General features: G+C 37.6%; 18 protein-coding genes and 1 pseudogene. 17 read left to right on the top strand and 2 right to left on the bottom strand.

The window, feature by feature from the left end; translation table 11 throughout:
- The first annotated feature begins 183 nt into the window (after positions 1-183).
- The 3 genes and pseudogenes from PCY16_RS08930 to PCY16_RS08920 all read left to right on the top strand — a co-directional run.
- A complete protein-coding gene (locus PCY16_RS08930) occupies positions 184-2430 on the top strand; it encodes an AAA family ATPase (protein WP_060971975.1) in 2247 nt (748 codons plus the stop codon).
- Positions 2427-4055 (top strand): hypothetical protein, encoded by a 1629-nt coding sequence (locus tag PCY16_RS08925; protein WP_060971974.1) that lies wholly within the window; start codon positions 2427-2429, stop codon positions 4053-4055. The genes PCY16_RS08930 and PCY16_RS08925 overlap by 4 nt, the downstream gene beginning before the upstream one ends.
- A gap of 93 nt (positions 4056-4148) precedes the next feature.
- Positions 4149-4388, top strand: a pseudogene (locus PCY16_RS08920) (IS3 family transposase); the annotation flags it as partial.
- 54 nt (positions 4389-4442) lie between these two features.
- Here the strand turns inward: PCY16_RS08920 and PCY16_RS08915 are convergent.
- Together PCY16_RS08915 and PCY16_RS08910 are read right to left on the bottom strand one after the other, a co-directional pair.
- Complete coding sequence (locus PCY16_RS08915; protein WP_195413946.1) at positions 4443-5198, bottom strand: hypothetical protein; 756 nt, start codon at positions 5196-5198, stop codon at positions 4443-4445.
- A 4-nt stretch (positions 5199-5202) separates the two neighbouring features.
- Complete coding sequence (locus tag PCY16_RS08910) at positions 5203-6123, bottom strand: ABC transporter ATP-binding protein (protein ID WP_021151675.1); 921 nt, start codon at positions 6121-6123, stop codon at positions 5203-5205.
- Between the two features lie 248 nt (positions 6124-6371).
- Here PCY16_RS08910 and PCY16_RS08905 point away from each other — a divergent pair, with 248 nt between their 5' ends.
- The 14 genes from PCY16_RS08905 to PCY16_RS08840 all read left to right on the top strand — a co-directional run bounded on the left by PCY16_RS08905 (position 6372) and on the right by PCY16_RS08840 (position 18378).
- Positions 6372-7664 carry a PTS sugar transporter subunit IIC gene (locus tag PCY16_RS08905; protein WP_048675316.1) on the top strand — a complete coding sequence of 431 codons (1293 nt, stop codon included), beginning with the start codon at positions 6372-6374 and terminating at the stop codon, positions 7662-7664.
- Positions 7651-8514, top strand: coding sequence for an alpha/beta hydrolase (locus PCY16_RS08900; RefSeq protein ID WP_195413945.1), 864 nt, complete (start codon positions 7651-7653; stop codon positions 8512-8514). The genes PCY16_RS08905 and PCY16_RS08900 overlap by 14 nt, the downstream gene beginning before the upstream one ends.
- Positions 8515-8693: 179 nt before the next feature.
- Positions 8694-9143: an Rrf2 family transcriptional regulator gene (locus PCY16_RS08895; protein ID WP_049553619.1), complete on the top strand. Its 450-nt coding sequence runs from the start codon at positions 8694-8696 to the stop codon at positions 9141-9143.
- Positions 9144-9276: 133 nt separating this feature from the next.
- Entirely contained in the window at positions 9277-10131 is an 855-nt protein-coding gene (locus tag PCY16_RS08890; RefSeq protein ID WP_060971971.1) for a VOC family protein, read from the top strand.
- 136 nt (positions 10132-10267) lie between these two features.
- Positions 10268-10870 (top strand): nitroreductase family protein, encoded by a 603-nt coding sequence (locus tag PCY16_RS08885; protein ID WP_045768562.1) that lies wholly within the window; start codon positions 10268-10270, stop codon positions 10868-10870.
- Between the two features lie 491 nt (positions 10871-11361).
- The gene (locus PCY16_RS08880) at positions 11362-11676 is read left to right on the top strand and encodes a hypothetical protein (RefSeq protein ID WP_060971969.1); all 315 of its coding nucleotides are present in this window, start codon (positions 11362-11364) and stop codon (positions 11674-11676) included.
- A 5-nt stretch (positions 11677-11681) separates the two neighbouring features.
- Positions 11682-11891: a helix-turn-helix transcriptional regulator gene (locus PCY16_RS08875; RefSeq protein ID WP_002885361.1), complete on the top strand. Its 210-nt coding sequence runs from the start codon at positions 11682-11684 to the stop codon at positions 11889-11891.
- Positions 11888-12691, top strand: coding sequence for a DUF3169 family protein (locus tag PCY16_RS08870; protein WP_195413944.1), 804 nt, complete (start codon positions 11888-11890; stop codon positions 12689-12691). The genes PCY16_RS08875 and PCY16_RS08870 overlap by 4 nt, the downstream gene beginning before the upstream one ends.
- An 11-nt stretch (positions 12692-12702) precedes the next feature.
- The gene (locus PCY16_RS08865; protein ID WP_021153540.1) at positions 12703-13596 is read left to right on the top strand and encodes an ABC transporter ATP-binding protein; all 894 of its coding nucleotides are present in this window, start codon (positions 12703-12705) and stop codon (positions 13594-13596) included.
- Positions 13593-14807, top strand: a complete 1215-nt coding sequence (locus PCY16_RS08860; RefSeq protein ID WP_060971968.1) for an ABC transporter permease — start codon at positions 13593-13595, stop codon at positions 14805-14807. The genes PCY16_RS08865 and PCY16_RS08860 overlap by 4 nt, the downstream gene beginning before the upstream one ends.
- Before the next feature lie 97 nt (positions 14808-14904).
- Positions 14905-15828 carry an aldo/keto reductase family oxidoreductase gene (locus PCY16_RS08855; protein WP_195413942.1) on the top strand — a complete coding sequence of 308 codons (924 nt, stop codon included), beginning with the start codon at positions 14905-14907 and terminating at the stop codon, positions 15826-15828.
- A 148-nt stretch (positions 15829-15976) separates the two neighbouring features.
- The gene (locus tag PCY16_RS08850) at positions 15977-16552 is read left to right on the top strand and encodes a TetR/AcrR family transcriptional regulator (RefSeq protein ID WP_195413941.1); all 576 of its coding nucleotides are present in this window, start codon (positions 15977-15979) and stop codon (positions 16550-16552) included.
- Positions 16549-17229: an ABC transporter ATP-binding protein gene (locus PCY16_RS08845; RefSeq protein WP_195413940.1), complete on the top strand. Its 681-nt coding sequence runs from the start codon at positions 16549-16551 to the stop codon at positions 17227-17229. The genes PCY16_RS08850 and PCY16_RS08845 overlap by 4 nt, the downstream gene beginning before the upstream one ends.
- A 3-nt stretch (positions 17230-17232) precedes the next feature.
- Positions 17233-18378 (top strand): FtsX-like permease family protein, encoded by a 1146-nt coding sequence (locus PCY16_RS08840; protein WP_195413939.1) that lies wholly within the window; start codon positions 17233-17235, stop codon positions 18376-18378.
- The last annotated feature ends 157 nt before the right edge of the window (positions 18379-18535 follow it).

The raw sequence follows: 18535 nt of genomic DNA, 5'->3' as shown, positions 1-18535 counted from the left end.
TTATTGTTCTTTCGGAAAAAGTCAATTATACATATATATGTATCAGAAATAAAGTTGGCTACAATTCCATATGATATAAGAAAGGAGTTATTAATATATTAGTAGGTGGATTTGATAGTATTGATTTATTATGCTGAGAAATCGTTTGTGTTGTAAAATGATATATAGAAAGGGTCAAATCAGATGGTGGAAGAAAATAATAATAGGTTAATAGCCTTAATTGAAAATATAAATGATAATTTTAAAATACTAAATTTTTTACCAGAGTTTAAAGTAAAAAAAGTTATAGAGAGTGGTGTTCATAAACAGGATAGTAAGAGAAGGTATTGTTTTAGTGTAGAAAAGGAAGCTGTATTTCAAATTCCATATAGTAATAATATAAAAGAAATTTCTGTTATAGTTGGTGAAAATGGAACAGGAAAAACAACAATAATCAATCAAATATTAAGTGGATCTAAAGAGATATATCTTATTTTCGAGCAGTATAATAATATATATATATACTTTAGTGAAGGAGAAAGTAGAATATCATTACAAAGTTTAGATAAAGATCTCTATATTGATGATCCTCACGAAGGCCTATTCCTTTACAAGCATCCTTATATTATAAAATTTTCAAATGCTGAGGAATTTTCTGATGGAAATATTTATATTCCTAAAGGTGCAATTGATGCTTCTAGATTTGAGAATATATATAATCTTGATAAATTTCAAGCTGTTACGGATAGAGAGGTACCTAATAATAAAAATAATTACTTACGGGAAACAATCAATCAAGTAAGATTTGTTGAGAAATTTAAGCATAAAGTTAGTAAATTTGTTGATTATACACGTAAGGGGGTAACAGTAGGTTTTGAAAGTGATTGGGTAGGCACCAGAAGTAAGCAACTGATTTATTTAGATAAAGTTCAGGGTCTTAGTATTAGTGAGAAGGAAAAAAAAATTATTAATTCTAGGTTGGTAGAATATTTTTCGGTATTGATTAATTACATGATTGAAATAGACTACTCAGAAAACACCTTAGACGATGTTGAGAGACTTTTGAATTTTCATTTGTCTTCTGTTAAGAAGAGTAATTTTAGCGTAAATTATCTCATACCAACTTATGTTAACAGGAGACGATTAGGAGAAGCTTTACCTGGGTCACTAAGTAAGTATGGTTTAGGGCGGGCTTGGATAAGAATGTGGTATCTCTTTTATATTCTTCATTTATATATTGAATTTTTAACAAAGAGAGATAAAAGTAGGGATATATATAAAGGCGATATTGAACGTATTTTTAATCAATTAGATGAGATGGCTATGTATATTGATACTGATGCTGATATAATTATAGAGAGGGAAAGAAATCGAGAGTTAGATAATCTAATTGATAGACTTGTTAACTATAGAGATTTATTTTTTGATGTGGTTCATAATAGAAATAAAGAATATATTTGGCAAGACTTTTGGCGTATATTTGAAGCTCCTTGTACAATGATAGCTAAAACATTGAGTTATAATTCTTATTTTGAAAAGACTGAATGTGACGATTTTATATTATCACCTAAGAGGGTATGGAATAATTTAGAAAGGAAAACATCTATTAAAAACCTAGAATTGTTACAAAAAATAGAAGAGCAGTTGTATAAATTAAGAGCAATTAGTACAGATTTTGAACTTTTATCAATAATTATAGATAATATTTCAAAAGTGGACATCTCCGCAGTTATTGACTCTTTGCGAATAAAATGGACAGGATTAAGTTCTGGTGAACTAGGACTATTAAGATCTTTCAGTAATCTGAATTATGCGAAAACAGTTTTACAGAGAAAAAGATATCCAGAGGTTGACAAGAATAATTTCCTGTTGTTGTTGGATGAGGTCGATTTAGGATTGCATCCAGAGTGGCAACGAAAATGGGTTCATTCAGCTTTACCTATCATTGAAAAAATATTTGAAAACCAGCACTTACAACTTATTATTACTAGTCATTCACCTATCCTTCTTTCTGATATTTATAAAGAAAATGTTATTTTCCTTACAAAAAATAATGATGTAAGTATAAATCAAGAATTTGAAAAAACCTTTGGCCAAAATATATATACCTTATATAAGAGTTCGTTCTTTCTTAATAAGTTGATGGGTGAGTATGCTTATAAAACTATTGAAGATACTGTTGAATATCTGAGTGCAGAGATTAGTGAAAAAACTCTAGATAAAGATAATTTATATTATGAACTCGGAGAGAATAAAAGAAATCTAACTGCCAAAAAGATAATTGACTCTATTGGTGATATTATTATTGCAAACCAGCTTAAAGAGTTATTTGAGAGAGCGTTTCCCCAAATAGATGAAGGATCTGATCTCAGTATGATTGATCAACTCAAAAATCAGATTAATAAACTTCAGCAAGAGCTTGAAGAACTTGAAAGGAATGAAAGAAAATGATGTCTTTAAAACTTCCTAATTATCCAAGAGAGTTTATCGATGCCTACGTCAAATTGATGACTATCCAGTATATAAAGAGAACGATTAGGGAATCTATTCTAGACTTTATTAAAGATGAATATAAAAGTGATCTCAAACAAACTTTCGGAACCGATAATGACTTATTGATAAATAACCTGATTATAGAGCATTATTCTAAAGAGGATTATTATTCTAAGATTATTGGTTATGCAAAAAATCGAGAACAAGATTTAAAAAAAGTTATTGAAGAAATAGTTGGTAAAGAAAACGAACACCTACAAAAAAAAGTGAGAGAAGGAGAATTTCCAAACTATAAAGAGGAAGATTGGTATAAGAGTTTTGTATTGATTGTTGATAAGTTTGTAGCTGAGAGAAATATTAAAGGGGATACTTGTGAATTAAATAATGAGAGAAAGAAACTTCTAGACTATATAAAAAAGAAAAAATATATTCTAGACTTTATTAAAAATGAATATAAAAGATATCTCAAACGTACTTTCGGAACCGCTAGTGACTCATTGATAGATAAATTGATTATAGAGCATTATTTTAAAGAGGATTATTATTTTAAGATTACTGAATATAAAAAAAAACAAGGACAAGATATAGAAAACTATATTAAAGAAATAATTGGTACAAAAAACAAACATTTATTAAAAAATGTAAGAGAAGGAAAATTTTCCGACTATAAACAGGAAGAGTGGTATGAAGGTTTTGTATTGTTTGTTGACAAGTTAATAACTGAGAGAAGCAGAAATATAAAAGAGTTGATTTGTGAGTTAAAGTCTGAGGAAATAACTAATTTAGTTGATTATCTAAGTGAGTTAATTTTAATCCACCCTAAAACCATGGAAACATATATTAATGGTCAAAATAAGAAGAATCCAGGTAGTTTTGAAAGACTTAAAAGGTTATATAATCTAACTCAAGATATTGAGTTAGAAAATAAAAAAGAAAAAATAAATACTTTTATTGTTAAAAATTTTATCAATCCCTATAATAAAGGCTTATTAGTCTGTCCTTATTGTAATAGAAACTATATTAATGATAGAGAGCCTTTTCTAGGTGCTGAAATGGATCATTTTTATAGTAAGGATAAGTATCCAATGTTTGCAGTATCGTTATATAATTTCATTCCTAGTTGCAGTACTTGTAATCACATAAAAAATATACAAGACTTGAAAAATAATCCATTTTTAAAAGAGAATAACTCTGATATAAAATTTGATCTAATAAAAGATAAAGACGAAGGGTACAAAATTAAATTAATATGTGAATCTATTGATGATGAAGAAAAAGAAAATTTTAAAAATGATATATACGATGTTTTGAAGTTGGACAAAGCGTATCAAGTTCATAGTATTGATATTGAGGAAATGGTTAATAGGGAAGAAGAGTACGGACGTGAGCAAAGAAAATTATTAAAATCTATATTTTCGGAGACTGAAGGTGAACTGAATAAAAAGATTGATGCTCTTATTTATGGAGATATTATATTTAAATCAGAAGATGAACTTATCAATATATCATTAGGAAAATTGAAAAAAGATGCTTATGAAAAAATCAAAGATTGGAAAAATTTAGATAGTAATTTGTTGAAATAATCATTGAAGTTTTAGTAGGCGATTTGAAATACTTCAAAGAGGTTATAGTACTTGATAAATTTTTCTGAGAATGCCAGTGTTTTTTTGATAAATGAGGCTAGATTGCTATAACCGTCCATCTCATGTAAGAGTAACTGCCTAGACAATGATATGATGGAATCTTTCTTTGTCTTTACGACATTCGAAATTTTTTACAGTTATGAGAAGGCATTTCGGTTGCTTAACCAACTGAAACAATCTATTTTAGACTATATTGATTATTACAACAAACGAATAAAGGTAAAATTAAAAGGACTTAACCCTGTACTACACAGAACTAAATCCTTTACTTAAATTATTTGGCCAACTTTTTAGGTTAGAACAGTTTGCACGATGTTATTTTTGTTCTCATAAATCTTGTTTTTCAAAGGTAATCAAGCCCAAAGCTGTGAATGCTAGGATAAATGCTACTGCCACGATTGCAGTATTTTGAATGATAGTTTTATCTGCAGTCATGCCGTAATTAAAGTTGAGTGACAAGTATTTCAAAATTTCTACTTTAGGGAAGATTGCTGCTGGCACGGTTAAAGCTACTAAACCAAGGGTGTAAGTCACAAAGGTTGTCACGATAGAATGTGTGAGGTAGAGGGCAACCGTGGTCAGACTTACCCAAGCTAGATTACACAAGAATTGGAGAAGGAAAGTTAAGGCAAAGTTTCTAACAAAGTGATCAGGTACAGTTCCAAGACCGTGGCAAAGAGTACCTAGAACAAAGGCAAGGCCGTAAGACAGGAGGAGTTGTCCTAAAGTGATAGCTACAATGACGGTTGCCTTGGCGAAGAAGAACCCGCTCCGTGAAATGCCAGAGGTGAGATTATTCTTGTACAATTTTTGTGCTAAATCAACACCCAAAATGATAGAGACCACAATTAAAGTGAAGAGGACTGTCATGGAGATACTACTAGAGTAATTAATCAGTGATCCGACACCAGTCCACGAAGAGGCGCTTTTAACGGCTTGTTTTGCCCCAGTTTCTACGCCTACATGCCCTGTGCCTCCCAATAGGACACCAGAAATAATGTTTAGGGCTAGGATAATTTCAGAAATCCAAAATCCTTTAGAACGGAAGAGTCGATAGAAATCGGCGTGAATAGTGTGTAACATGGCTCTACCTCCTTTCTGAATCTACTAGTTGTGTGAAGTAGTTTTCTAAGTCTTGACGTTTGTAGTAAATTTCATCGATGTCAACTTCTTGTTTAACCAGCTCTTTGACAATTGCCTTTATAACATGGGATTTGTCAAAAATATGAATTTCATTGTCGCTGTTAACCACTTTGAAGTGTTGATGGAGTTGGTCTTGGAGAATGCGACTAGCCAGGGCTAATTGGTTAGTTTTAAGAACGATATAGTCTTCGCTGAGATGTTCGAATTCGTCCTTAGTGATTTCACGGATGATGTGACCGTGATCAATAATGCCAAAGCGGGTTGAAACTTGATAGAGTTCAGACAAGATATGGCTAGAGATGAGAACTGTCATACCTTGCTCTTCGCTTAATTTTTTAATCATTTGGCGGAATTCTTTGATAGCAACTGGGTCGAGACCATTAATCGGTTCATCTAAAATAAGTAGGTCTGGTTTTGCAATCAGTGCAATAGCGATACCTAGACGTTGCTTCATACCCAGTGAGAAACTACGAAATTTTTTCTTGCCAGTGTGTCCAAGTCCAACTGTATCAAGGATCTCATCAATGACCTTGTCAGGATTTGGAACGTGATGAATCTTGCAGTAGTAACGTAGGTTTTGACGTGCATTGAGATGATTCAGGGCAACTGGTGTTTCAATCACAGAACCAACACGTTTCAGTGCGTGAGTCCACTCTGATTTGGAGGTAGAGTGGAAGAGGGAAACACTGCCTTGGCTAGGGCGGATGAGTTTAGTGATGACTTTAATCAGTGTTGTCTTACCTGCCCCGTTTCTTCCGATAAGGCCATAGACCTCACCCTTTTCTAAGGTCAGGTTTACATTGTCGAGTGCTAGGTGTTGGCCGTAACGTTTAGTCAGATGTCTGACCTCAAGTACCTTTTTCATGATAAGCCTCCTTTCGCTTATTTGATACCGCTTTCTTTTCATCTTTATTGTAGTATAAAGTCATTAAATAAACATCAAGAAATTCTCAAATATTTCTTAAATTTTTCAAGAAATCATGAAAATGGTGGTGACTAAATTCTGATAGTGTGTGCTTTAACCCACGATTAAGGTAAGGCCTCTATCTTTGTGTTATAATGAAGAAAAACGTTGAATGTAAAGTTTATTTTGCCTTTTACTAGGAGTCTTTTATGACAAACTATTTGGTCCAGAGGTTTCTCTGGTTTCGTGAGCGAGGCTTCGTCCAAATTACGCAGAAAACCTTGGTTTCGCTCTTTCCCTTTTTCCTATTTTCAGGAATTATTCGGGTGATTTCACTATCTGTCTTTTCGGAGCTTGGTTATATTAACCAATTGTTTTCAGTTTCTGACTGGTTACCGGCCTTTAAGATAACTGGGCAGGTGCTCATTAATCTTTCCAACTTTCTTGGTGGCTTAGCCGGGCCCTTATCAACCTACTTTGCAGGAAAATACACAGCTGGTCACTATGGTAGAAGTACTGGTACAGCTGGTGTGACATCCCTTTTGGTTAGCTTAATTATAGGATCGCAGGAGCTGTTGCTGTCACCGCTAAACGATGGTGTTTTGACTCGCATCAATTTACCGGCATCAATCAACATTATGTTGGCTATCTTTGTGGGCTATCTGGTTGGCCAGATTTTTCGCTTTTCAAGAGCTAGTGATGATCAGATTGTGGACAAGGACTATATTTATCAACCAAAGACCGTCCGTCCCATTTTTTTGTCACTCATTTTAGCTATTGGACTTAACATTCTCTTTGTGATTGGAGAGCAAGATAATGTTTTTCTGACGATTAGGCAGGTTACCTCTACCTTTACTGTAACTGATAATCACCTGTTCTCAACCTTTATGATGGGACTTTTGAACACTTTTTCTGCTTGGATTGGAAATAGTCAGGCTTTTGCCCTAAATTCAATTGCCGAGGATAGTTTTGCCTTGGAAAATTTGACCTATGCTGTTTCCCATCATACGACGACTGGGCTTCCCCACCTTTACACACTAACAAATCTTTATCATAGTTATGGCTTGGTTGCTGGCATTGGCTCAGGGCTAGCCCTCTTGGTGGCTCTGCTTTTAGCATCAACCAGTTATAAGGATAAGAAGGTGAGTCTTCTAAGTGTCTTTCCTAGTCTCTTTAACAATGGGGCTCCATTTATGGTGGGGATACCAGTCTTGCTTAATTTAGTTTATCTGGTTCCTTTCCTACTGGCACCTATAATCAATATGGGCATTGCTGCGGTGGCCTTGGCTATTCATCTTATGCCAGCTGCGGTTTATCCAGTTCCAGATGGTACACCAAGTCTTCTTTTCGCCTTTATCGGAACTGGGGGTAGTTTACGAGCTCTTGCTGTTAGTCTGCTCTGTTTTGCAGTCGACATTGTTATCTTTATTCCATTTGTGCGTCTGTCTAATAAAGTACAACACGGTCTAAAAGAGGAAGGAGAGAGCATTGAAACTAAATAAAAAAACTAAGTTGGTCTTTATCCTTGTTGCTTTCTTTCTCATTGGGCTAGCCGTCCCATCCTATAGTTGGACTAGGAAAAATGTCAAGGAAATAGAGACTTTCTATAATTCAAAATTGTCTCCCATTATCATGATTCCAGGGAGCTCCGCTACGGAAAATAGATTCGACGGCCTAGTACGTAAACTCAATCAAGACTGTCCTGGTGTCAAGCATAGCCTCCTCAAGGTTAAGGTTTGGAACAATGGGCGTATCACCTTTGAGGGTAAAATCAAGGATAAGGATAACGAGCCAGTCATTGTTATTGGATTTGAGAATAACAAAGATGGCTATAACAATATCAAGAAACAAACCAAGATGATGAATCAGGCATTTGAAGCCTTGCAGAATAAATACAATTTCAATAATTTTAAAGGGTTGGGGCATTCAAATGGTGGCTTGATTTATACGGCTTTTATTGAAAATTATCTTAGCGACTACGATGTCAAGATAAATTCTTTGATGACTATCGGAACGCCCTATAATTTCACTGAAACCAATATTAAAAATAAATCGGTCATGCTAGCAGACTTTATAGCTGCTAAGGAGAATATTCCGGCTACCCTACATGTCTATTCGGTAGCGGGAACTATCACCTATGATTCGGACGAATTGGTTCCCGATGCTAGTGTGTCCGCTGGGAAATATATCTATCAGAATCAGGCAAAAAGTTATACTGAAATCACTGTTACAGGTGAAGATGCCCAACACTCGGATTTACCAACCAATGATGAAGTAGTGGAACTAATCAAACAACATATCGAAGGACAAGGTGTTCGTAAGAAGCAAAAGACCAATCTAGAACCTCAATAACCTAGAATACTATGTATTATTAGTCTAGTTAGTTATTATCAAATACAAAAGAATAGAGTCTACGATGGCTCTATTTTTTAGAGTAAGACTAACTCTTTAAGTTGTTGTAACTCCTTGTTTTACAACGTTGGTTTTGTTATAATTAATTGAAAAGAAAAAGATGAATGAGAGGTCCTGATATGCAAATACCAAGTCGCTTTACCATTGCTGTTCATATTTTGACCCTTATAGCACAAAATAAGGGAAATGAAACTAAGCTAACCAGTGATTTAATGGCAGGTAGTGTGGGGGTTAATCCAGTTATTATCCGCAAAACCTTGTCGCAACTGAAGAAAGCAGACTTGATTTCAGTTCAAAGGGGAAGTGGAGGAGCCACATTAGCCAAAGCACCAGAGGAGATTAACCTTTTGCAGGTTTATCGTGCGGTGGATAGCATCGGTCCAAGTGGCAAACTCTTTAGTTTTCATGACAATCCTAATCCAGCGTGTCCAGTAGGACGTAATATCCATGGGATTTTGGATCAGAGCCTAGAAGACGTTCAAATGGCAATGGAAAAAGAACTCGAAAAGAAAACTTTGGCTGGTATTTTAAAGGATGCTAAGGCCAACTGGAAAGAAGCTGGAGCTTGATTTTTAGATTTTAAACTATAAGAAATCGAAAGTTTTTCGGTTTCTTTTTAATTTCAGGTTGTAATAATTGACATTACAATAAAACTAAGTATAATAATGTCATATAAATGATTACAACAAAGGAGAAAAACATATGACATACGACTACAATAGTAAGATTTACGTCGCGGAGGCAGTACTTAATGTAAAGGACTTGGCACGTCAGACGGCCTTTTATACACAGATTATAGGACTTGAAATCCTATCTCAAACTGCAACAGAAGTTGTTTTGGGAGCTGGAAACAAGCCGCTAGTTCACTTGATTGAAACCAATCGTGAGGAAGCGGTCAAGTCTAGTTATGGTCTCTACCATATGGCAATTTTATTGCCATCTCGCGAGGATTTGGCAGATGTTTTCAAACATATTGCTGAGCTAGACTATCCATTTGTCGGTGCAGCTGACCACGGTTATAGTGAAGCCCTTTATTTGGAAGACCTTGAAGGCAATGGTATTGAGCTCTATAGAGACAAGCCTGTTGCTGAATGGGATATTCGTGAGGATGGTCGCATCGTTGGTGTAACAGAAGAACTATCAGCTCAAGAAATTTACGAGATGGGACGCAAGGTTGAGCCTTTTGTGATAGCTAAGGATACTCGCATGGGGCATATTCATTTATCGGTCAAAGATAGTCAGCTAGCAACGGCTTTCTATCAGGATGTTTTGGAGCTGGCAGATAAGTTTACCATTTCAAGTGCTAGTTGGATTGCTTCAGGTGATTACCATCACCATTTGGCTGTCAATGAATGGGGTGGCAAAAACTTAGCCAAACGTGACAAAGAGATGAATGGTCTTGCCTACTACGTCCTTGAAGTAGAAGACAAAGAAGACTTGATTACCATAGCAGAACGTGCTAAGAATTGTGGAGCAGAGGTCAAATGGCTATCTTCTAATGCGTTAATCTTGGAGGATAATGATGGTATTTTGACACGGATAAGAAAAAAATATTAACAATTAGTGATTTTTAAGTCGTAACCATTGACATTACATTAAGGATCTATATAATAGTTATTGTAATCAAAGTTATTACAAATAAACTTAACAATTTTAACAATTAACATATATCACAAAGAAAGAGGAAATAACGATGACAAACTTTACAGATTTACAAACAAAACGCCGTTCTATCTATGCATTGGGAAAAGATGTGGAACTTTCAAATCAAGAATTGATTGATACTATCCAAGAAGCGGTTCTTAACACACCAACTGCTTTTAACTCACAAACATCACGTGTGGTTATCTTGCTGGATGAAGAATCAGATGCTTTCTGGAATGAGATTGCTTATTCAGAGCTTGAAAAAGTGACACCGGCAGAAGCCTTCGAGAGAACAAAAGAACGTTTGAAAGGTTTTGCCCAAGCTAAGGGAACAATTCTCTTCTATGAAGATCAAGATGTGGTGAAAGGCCTTCAAGAGCAATTCCCACTTTATGCAGATAACTTCCCAATTTGGTCAGAACAAGGTCATGGAATCGCTCTTTATGCGACATGGTTGGCTTTGGCTGAGAAGAATATCGGCATGAACGTGCAACACTATAACCCACTTGTTGATGCCCAATTGGCTGAAAAATATGATATCCCAGCGAACTGGAAGCTCCGTGCCCAAGCACCATTTGGTCAAATCGTCGCACCAGCAGGAGATAAGGACATCCAAACAGAAGGCCGTTTCAAAGTTTTTGGCGACAAATAATCACCTTAACTTAGTCAGTCGGTTATGTACTGACTGAACAAAACCATAATGATAAGACAAATGACTAGCAGGATTGAAGAATCTTGCTAGTTTTTTCTATTTCAAAACTAGTAATGCCTAAGAAAATGTATAGCTTGAATTTTGAAACTTTCCTTAGGTGATAGCAAATGTCAGCGATCTTCTCCGAAGTTTCATGAGTAAAGTTTGAGCCCTCGATTTTTTATTTTTAGGCTCAGGTTAAGACAGTTCTCCAAACCTCTGAGTATCTAAAATTATTTGGTTTTGGGTACTTTCTTAGCGGTATCTTTCACATCAATTTTTCCAAGTCGTTTATCGAAGGAGAGATACATTAAAAGGTTTGAAAAGGTGAGCTGCTTATATTTTATTTCCAATGATTTTGACAATGTTCTTTTTATTTTTGACAAAGATGCTTGTCAAAAATAAAAAGAAGCGTTACAATAGTTTTAGACGAAGGAAGGAGAGGTATTCTTATGGGAGCCATATGGATTCTATTTATCCCTTTTCTGCTTATAGTTTATGCAAGCTCAGAAAAGAAGATAAAAGGATTGAACAGACGCATCAGACGATTGGAAAAACAATTGAAAGGAAATCAAGAAATGTCTAGACTTTTAGAAGAATTAAAAGGACAAACGGTCAGTATTAGACTAAATGGTTTTGGAAGTAATTGGGAAATTGTTGATTGTGATGAAGATTGGGTTAAATTAAGCCGTGAGGGCATTAAACAACATAGGGTGACAAAATTAGTTCGTATTGAAGATGTTGAATTAATTCAGCAATTGAGGTAGTCATCATGAGATTAAAAAATCGTCTGAAAGAGTTGAGGGCGCGTGATGGGCTCAACCAATCTGAGCTAGCCAAGCTAGCAGGGGTCTCGCGTCAGTCCATCAGTCTCTTGGAACGGGGGGAATATACTCCTTCGGTTATTATTGCCATCACCATCGCCCAGGTTTTCAAAGAGCCTGTGGAAAATGTTTTTAGTCTAGTAGAGGAAGAGGAATGATTATGAAAAAGCAACCACAAAAAAGATTTCCACGTTACCGTTTTTGGAGAAATGTAGGGATCATTACAGTTTCTGGTTTGATCGGAGGAGTTATCGGAGTTTTGACAGGGATGTTCGGATCAGAAAAGCCAATTGAAATTCAATCTTTCTTTAGTACAGAAGTACTCTATTTGGGTTCTGCAGTTTTATTCCTGATTGTGTTTATGATTACGATGGGCTTACTGATGTGGGGAAGAAAAGTCCATCAAAAGATGCTTCAAATAGAAGATGAAGATGAGGCATATCACTATGACGTTCAAAAGAAAAAACTTTATGGTTTAGCAACCATTTTTAAAGGAATCTTGATTTTACCATACTTTTTAGTCGTCATATTTTATAGTCAATTGATGTCTATGGATAGACCTGGAACAGGAAACTTGTTTTTTATCTTTGGAGATTTTACCATGCTCTATCTCTTTCTTATCTTGATTGCCCTATTTTTCCTATCGGATATCTTCTTTCGCAAGACCTTCCATCTGATTTATGGAAAACCGATTCCCCGCAATGCTAATGCCAAAGAAGTGCGGGAATTTATGATGAGTATGATGGATGAAGCAGAAAAGCAGATTAGCTACGAGGAAAACTATGAAATTATCATTAAGTTAAGCAATTATATCTTGCCTTTTGCTTTAATTGGAATTTTCTTGATTGGTACCTTTTTCCATACCGATATCTTATTAGCCTTAGTAGTTGTATCACTGATTTATCTCTATATCTTGGTCTCACAATACAAGATTACCAAACGTTATTATAAAGAGTAAAGGAGTCATCCATGTTAGAAATTAGAAATTTAGAAAAAAGCTTTGGGAATAAGCAGGTTCTCTTCGGAGTAGATCTGACAGCTCAACAAGGGCATATCCTTGGCTTAGTTGGGAAAAATGGTGCCGGGAAAACAACTATTTTCCACAGCATCTTGCGCTTTTTGGACTACAGCGGTGAGATTCGCCTAGGTGGCAAAGCGATTACGCAAGAGACCTACAAGGAAATTGGTTATTTGCCAGAAGAACGTAGTCTCATGCCAAAACTCACGATTTTTGAACAGGTCCGCTATTTGGCTGCCTTAAAAGGAATGAGCACCGCCGAGGTCAAGGAAAAATTACCGACCTGGATGGAAAAACTCCAAGTAAAAGGGAAATTGACCGATAAAATCAAGAGCCTTTCAAAAGGGAACCAACAGAAGGTGCAACTGATCATCACCTTGATCCATGAACCTAAATTGATCATTTTAGATGAACCCTTTAGTGGGCTGGATCCGGTCAATACAGAGGTGCTCAAGCAGGTCATCTTTGAAGAAAAAGAGCGTGGGGCAACCATTATCTTTTCTGACCACGTCATGACCAACGTCGAAGAGTTGTGTGATGATATCCTAATGATCCGTGATGGTTCGGTTGTCCTTTCAGGGCCTGTCCAAGAGGTCCGGAATAGCTATGGCAAGACTCGCCTCTTTGTCTCTAACGACTTTAGCAAAGAAGAGCTAGAAGCTCTGCCACACGTGACCAAGGTCAGCATGACCAAGCAAGGGACTTGGAAGCTGATCTTGGATGATGCGTCAGCTGGACCAGAATTATTTGATCGCTTGACCAAGGGCCACTACCTTGCGACCTTTGACCACCAAGCCCCAACTATTGATGAGATCTTTAAACTTGAATCAGGAGTAGAAGTATGAAACAGATGTTTGTCGTAATGAAAGAAACCTATATCAGACAAGTGAAATCATGGAGTTTTCTCTTCATGGTCTTCGGTCCCTTCCTCTTTTTGGGATTGGGCGTCGGAATCGGTTATTTGACGGATTCTTCTACAGATGCTAAGAATCAGGTGGCCTTGGTGACAGAAGTGCCAGCTGTCAAAGAAAGCCTCAAAGGAACCGATAACTTGACCTTAGACTACAAAGATGAAGCTGCTGCTAAAAAAGCCATCAAGGATGAGAAAGTTGCTGCTTACTTGACAGTTGATGAAAAAGATGGTCAGCTAGAAGCTACTTATGTGGGCGACCAAGCCATGAAAACAGAATTGAAAACCCTTGTCGCTGCGAAATTAAGCCAAGTCCAACAAGGAATCAATCTAGCGCGTGCTAATCTAAGCAAAGAGCAACTGACGGCCTTGTCTCAACAGGTTTCTCTCAAAGAAAAAATTGATGAGAAAAAAGAAGGCTTGAAAATGGTGCAAACCATGGTTGCAGGTGGTCTGGGAATGTTGCTTTATATGATATTGATCTTCTACTCTAGTATCACAGCCCAAGAAGTAGCCAGTGAAAAGGGAACTAAGATCATGGAAGTGGTCTTCTCTAGTATCAAAGCAACCGACTATTTCTTCGCACGCATGCTCGGACTCTTCGGAGTGATTTTTACTCATATTTTTGTCTATGTGATTGGTTTAGTAGCTGTTTGGATTTTTAGAGCAGATATCCCTGTTGTCAAGGATTTTCTCGCTCCAAACTCTCCAATTACCCAGCACCTAGCAGAGTCAATCTCGCTCAATACGGTCTTCTTCATTATCCTTGGGATCTTTATGTATGTGGTGCTCTCTGCCTTCTTAGGCTCCACAGTTGCACGACCTGAAGATTCAGGGAAAGCGATTTCGCCACTAATGATGTTAGTTATCTTTAGCTTCCTTGGGGTAACCACCTTGGGAAGTGCCGGTGATGTCTTCTTATTGAAGATCGGTTCGTACATTCCTTTCTTCTCAACCTTCTTCATGCCTTTCCGTACCATAAATGGTTATGCGACTGGTCTTGAATCTTGGTCTTCTTTAGGAATTGCGGTTCTCTTTACCATCGTGGGAACAGTTCTCATCGCCCGTATCTATGCGAGCCTGATCCTTCAGACCGATGACCTCGGACCATGGAAGACCATCAAACGTGCTCTTAGCTATCGCTAATCAAACAAGCTCTCAGTTACAGCTGAGGGTCTTTTATTTCGCAATTGATTTTTGAAACCCTTTTCACTACAATAGAGATACAGAAAAGGAGACAGAGATGAAGTATATTGATTTTGCTGAAAATGAGCGCTTGTCAACCATTGTCCTTGGTATGATGCGGATTAGTCAGATGAGTGTAGATGAGGTGGAGGCCTTGGTGGAGGCAGCCTTGTCGATTGGAATCAACACCTTTGATTTAGCGGATATTTATGGAAATGGACAGTGTGAGGTCCTGCTGGGCAAGGTCCTCAAACGTCGCCCGGATCTTCGTGATCAGATGTGGATTCAGTCCAAGTGTGGGATTCGCAAAGACGGCTTTACCTATTTTGATTTTTCGAAGGACTATATTTTGGACTCCGTTGATGGCATCCTCGAGCGTCTGCAGATTGAACGCTTAGATAGTCTTCTCCTTCACCGACCGGATGCCCTCATGGAGCCTGAAGAAGTGGCAGAAGCCTTTAATCACTTGGAGCAAGCTGGCAAGGTCCGTCATTTTGGGGTGTCCAATCAAAATCCTATGATGATGGAATTGCTCAAAACGGCTGTCAAACAACCTCTCAAGGTCAACCAGCTGCAGTTGAGTGCCGCCTTTACACCGAGCTTTGAAGCTGGTTTTCATGTCAATATGGAAGGCCCAAAAGCAGCCGTGCGAGATGGCAGTGTCTTTGAGTATTGTCGTTTAACTGATACGGTGATTCAGGCCTGGTCTGTCCTCCAGCATGGCTATTTCAAGGGAAATTTTGTCGGTAAAGAAGAGTTTGCGGCCCTCAATCACGTCCTCAATGACTTGGCAAAAAAATACCAAGTCACTCCGACAGCTATTGCCCTTGCTTGGGTTCTCCGCTATCCAGGTAAGATGCAGGCCGTCATCGGAACGACCAAGCCCCAACATGTCCTTGAAGCAGGAAAAGCAGCAGAAGTTACCCTAACGCGTAAGGAATGGTACCAAATCTACCTAGCTGCAGGAAATGATTTGCCTTAGAATCTTGTTATCAAACCAGATTCCACTCTTATCGGTAGTCTGGTTTTTTGTTTTGTGGTCTTCAGTTTTTTCTTGACAAGCCTTTCCTTTTTATGATATCTTTTATGCAACAAGTGTTGCGCAACGTATGTTGCGCGAAAGGAGTCTTATGCCACCAAAGGTTAAATTTAGTAAAGAAGCTATGATTGGGACAGCTTTACAATTGGTGAGAGAAGAGGGCATGGCTAGTTTGACGGCTCGAGCATTAGCGGAGAAACTGGGAGCCACGCCAAGGGTCATTTTTGGGCAATTTGCAAATATGGCTGAGTTACAAGTAGAGGTTATTGTTGCTGCGGAAATGGTAGTGGTGGAATATATACGAAAGGCTTTAGAAGATGAGAAGCCCTTCCGTTCTGTCGGGATTGCTTATATCCTGTTCGCCTCAAAAGAGCCCCAACTCTTTCAGTTGCTTTTCCAAAATCCTAGCAAAGATCCGATTCGTCGCTTTCAAGATTTTCTTCCCATGAAGGATCATAGCTACCAATTGGTTCTGGAATCGATTGTCGCAGACTATCCATTGACGTTAGAGGAGGCTAGTCGCTTGTACCAGCATTTATTTATCTACTCACACGGGATGGCCTCGATGGTTGCTTCTGGTATTTATCTGTTCAGCATGGAAGAAGTGATTGGTTTATTGACAGAAGTTTGTCAATCTCTCATCAAAGAAATGGTAGGAAAGAAATGATTCAACTAGAAAATGTTCACAAAAGTTATGGCCAAACAAAGGTTTTAAAAGGGATTGATTTGCAGATTCAAGACCAGGATGATGTGGTTATCCTAGGCCCTTCTGGATCAGGAAAGTCCACTCTCTTAAACGTATTATCAGGATTAGAAAAGGTAGACGAGGGGCATATCCTCATTCAAGGGCAGGATTTGTCTCAACTCACGGATGCTCAATTGACAGCTTTCAGACGTGAGAAGATTGCCTTTATTTTTCAGCAGTATTATTTATTACCGAATCTCACGGTCAGACAGAATGTTAAGATGGGAGCTGATCTGGCAAGCAATCATGATTTTTTGAAGATCATCGAGGATTTGGGTCTTGGCGATAAGCTGGACAAGTATCCAAGTGAATTGTCTGGTGGAGAACAGCAGAGAGTCTCCATTGCTCGTGCCTTGGCCAAAAAGCCAGAGATTCTTTTCTTAGATGAGCCGACGGGAGCCCTGGATGAAGAAACAGGGCGCAAGATTCTCGACTATATCTGGAAGTTAAAGGAAAAGCTGGGCTTTACCTTAATTATGGTGACGCATAACCAAAATATTGCGGATATGGGCAGAACCATCATTCGTGTCAATAGTGGCAAGATTACCCAAGTTGTGACCAATGATCAGCCTCAGACTGCCTATGAGATTGGATGGTAAGCCATGTTTTCAGTAAAAGATATTCGAAAATTAGTTGTCGTCAGTATCATTGGGGCTTGTGCGGTTTTTGTGGCTAATCTTTTCTTGAATTTTTACCTGGATATCGAGCAGTTGGAGATTTCTAAAACCAATCCGATGATTCAGACCTACTATGATGCCCAGGTTTCACTTTCCTGGATGGTGGCCATGGTCAGTGGGGTCGTTTTGTCCTTGATGTCGATCCTTCTCATGTGTTTTTATATCAAACAATTTGTCGATGACCACAAGGAACAATTAGGGATTTTAAAGGCTTTAGGCTATAGCAATGGCCAGTTGGCGAAACGATTTTGGGCTTTTGGACTCAGTTTTGGAGTTGGGGCTCTTCTTGGCTATTTCGCTTCTTTTCTTATGATGGGACATTTTTATGACTTTCGAAATGAAAAGGGAATTCTGCCAGAAATTACCATTCATTTTCACTGGCAGCTCCTGGTTGCTTTGGTGATGCTGCCAACGACCTTCTTTATGGTCCTTGCGATTGGCTATGCTAGAAGACAATTACAAACGCCGGCCCTTCGCTTATTGAAAAAATCTCCAACACCGATTAAGGTCAAAAGGAGAGAGAGGGCCCCCAAGAAAGAGAAATCCTTCCTAAAAGAGCTGTCCTCGTCGCTGATTTGGGGAAGAAAATCTATCCTGTTTTTTGTGGTCTTTGGTTCCATGTGTTTTGCGGCTATGATTCAATTGTCCTTTGGCCTAAGGGATTACACAGATGATATCATCCAAACCATGATGATCATGATTGGCTTGATCTTGTCTTTTTCCATTCTCTTTTTGTCATTGGGGATTGTCGTTTCAGAAAGTCGCGAAACCTTAGCCTTGATGAAGGCTTTTGGCTACACCGATCGTGAATGCCAAAGTCATATTCTCGCTCCCTATCGTTTCTGGGCTTATCTAGGATTTGTTCTTGGGACGGCTTATCAATATGGCATCATGGAAATTTTGATTGGTGTGATCAAAGACACCGTTCCCGAAAAGATTGAGCATAACTTTGATGGGAATGTTTGCTTTTGGACCTTGCTCGGTTTTGCTTTGGTATACGAAAGCCTCTTTTATCTATCCAACAGAAAACTCCAAAAACAAACCATCAAAGAAGTACTCTTAGCAGAATGATTTCGTTATAATCAATCATAAAGAGTCTATTATTCTAAGGATCAAAAGATAATATTATGAAAAATTGACCTCTTAAAGAGGTCTTTTTTTCTTATGAAAACGCTACATAAGAGACCAACTCCACTATCACAAGATTGTGACCAATCACAATCTTGTG

Source organism: Streptococcus sp. SS4, from assembly GCF_030440125.1.
Taxonomy (GTDB): Bacteria; Bacillota; Bacilli; order Lactobacillales; family Streptococcaceae; genus Streptococcus.
This window is presented reverse-complemented; position numbering and strand designations above follow the sequence as displayed.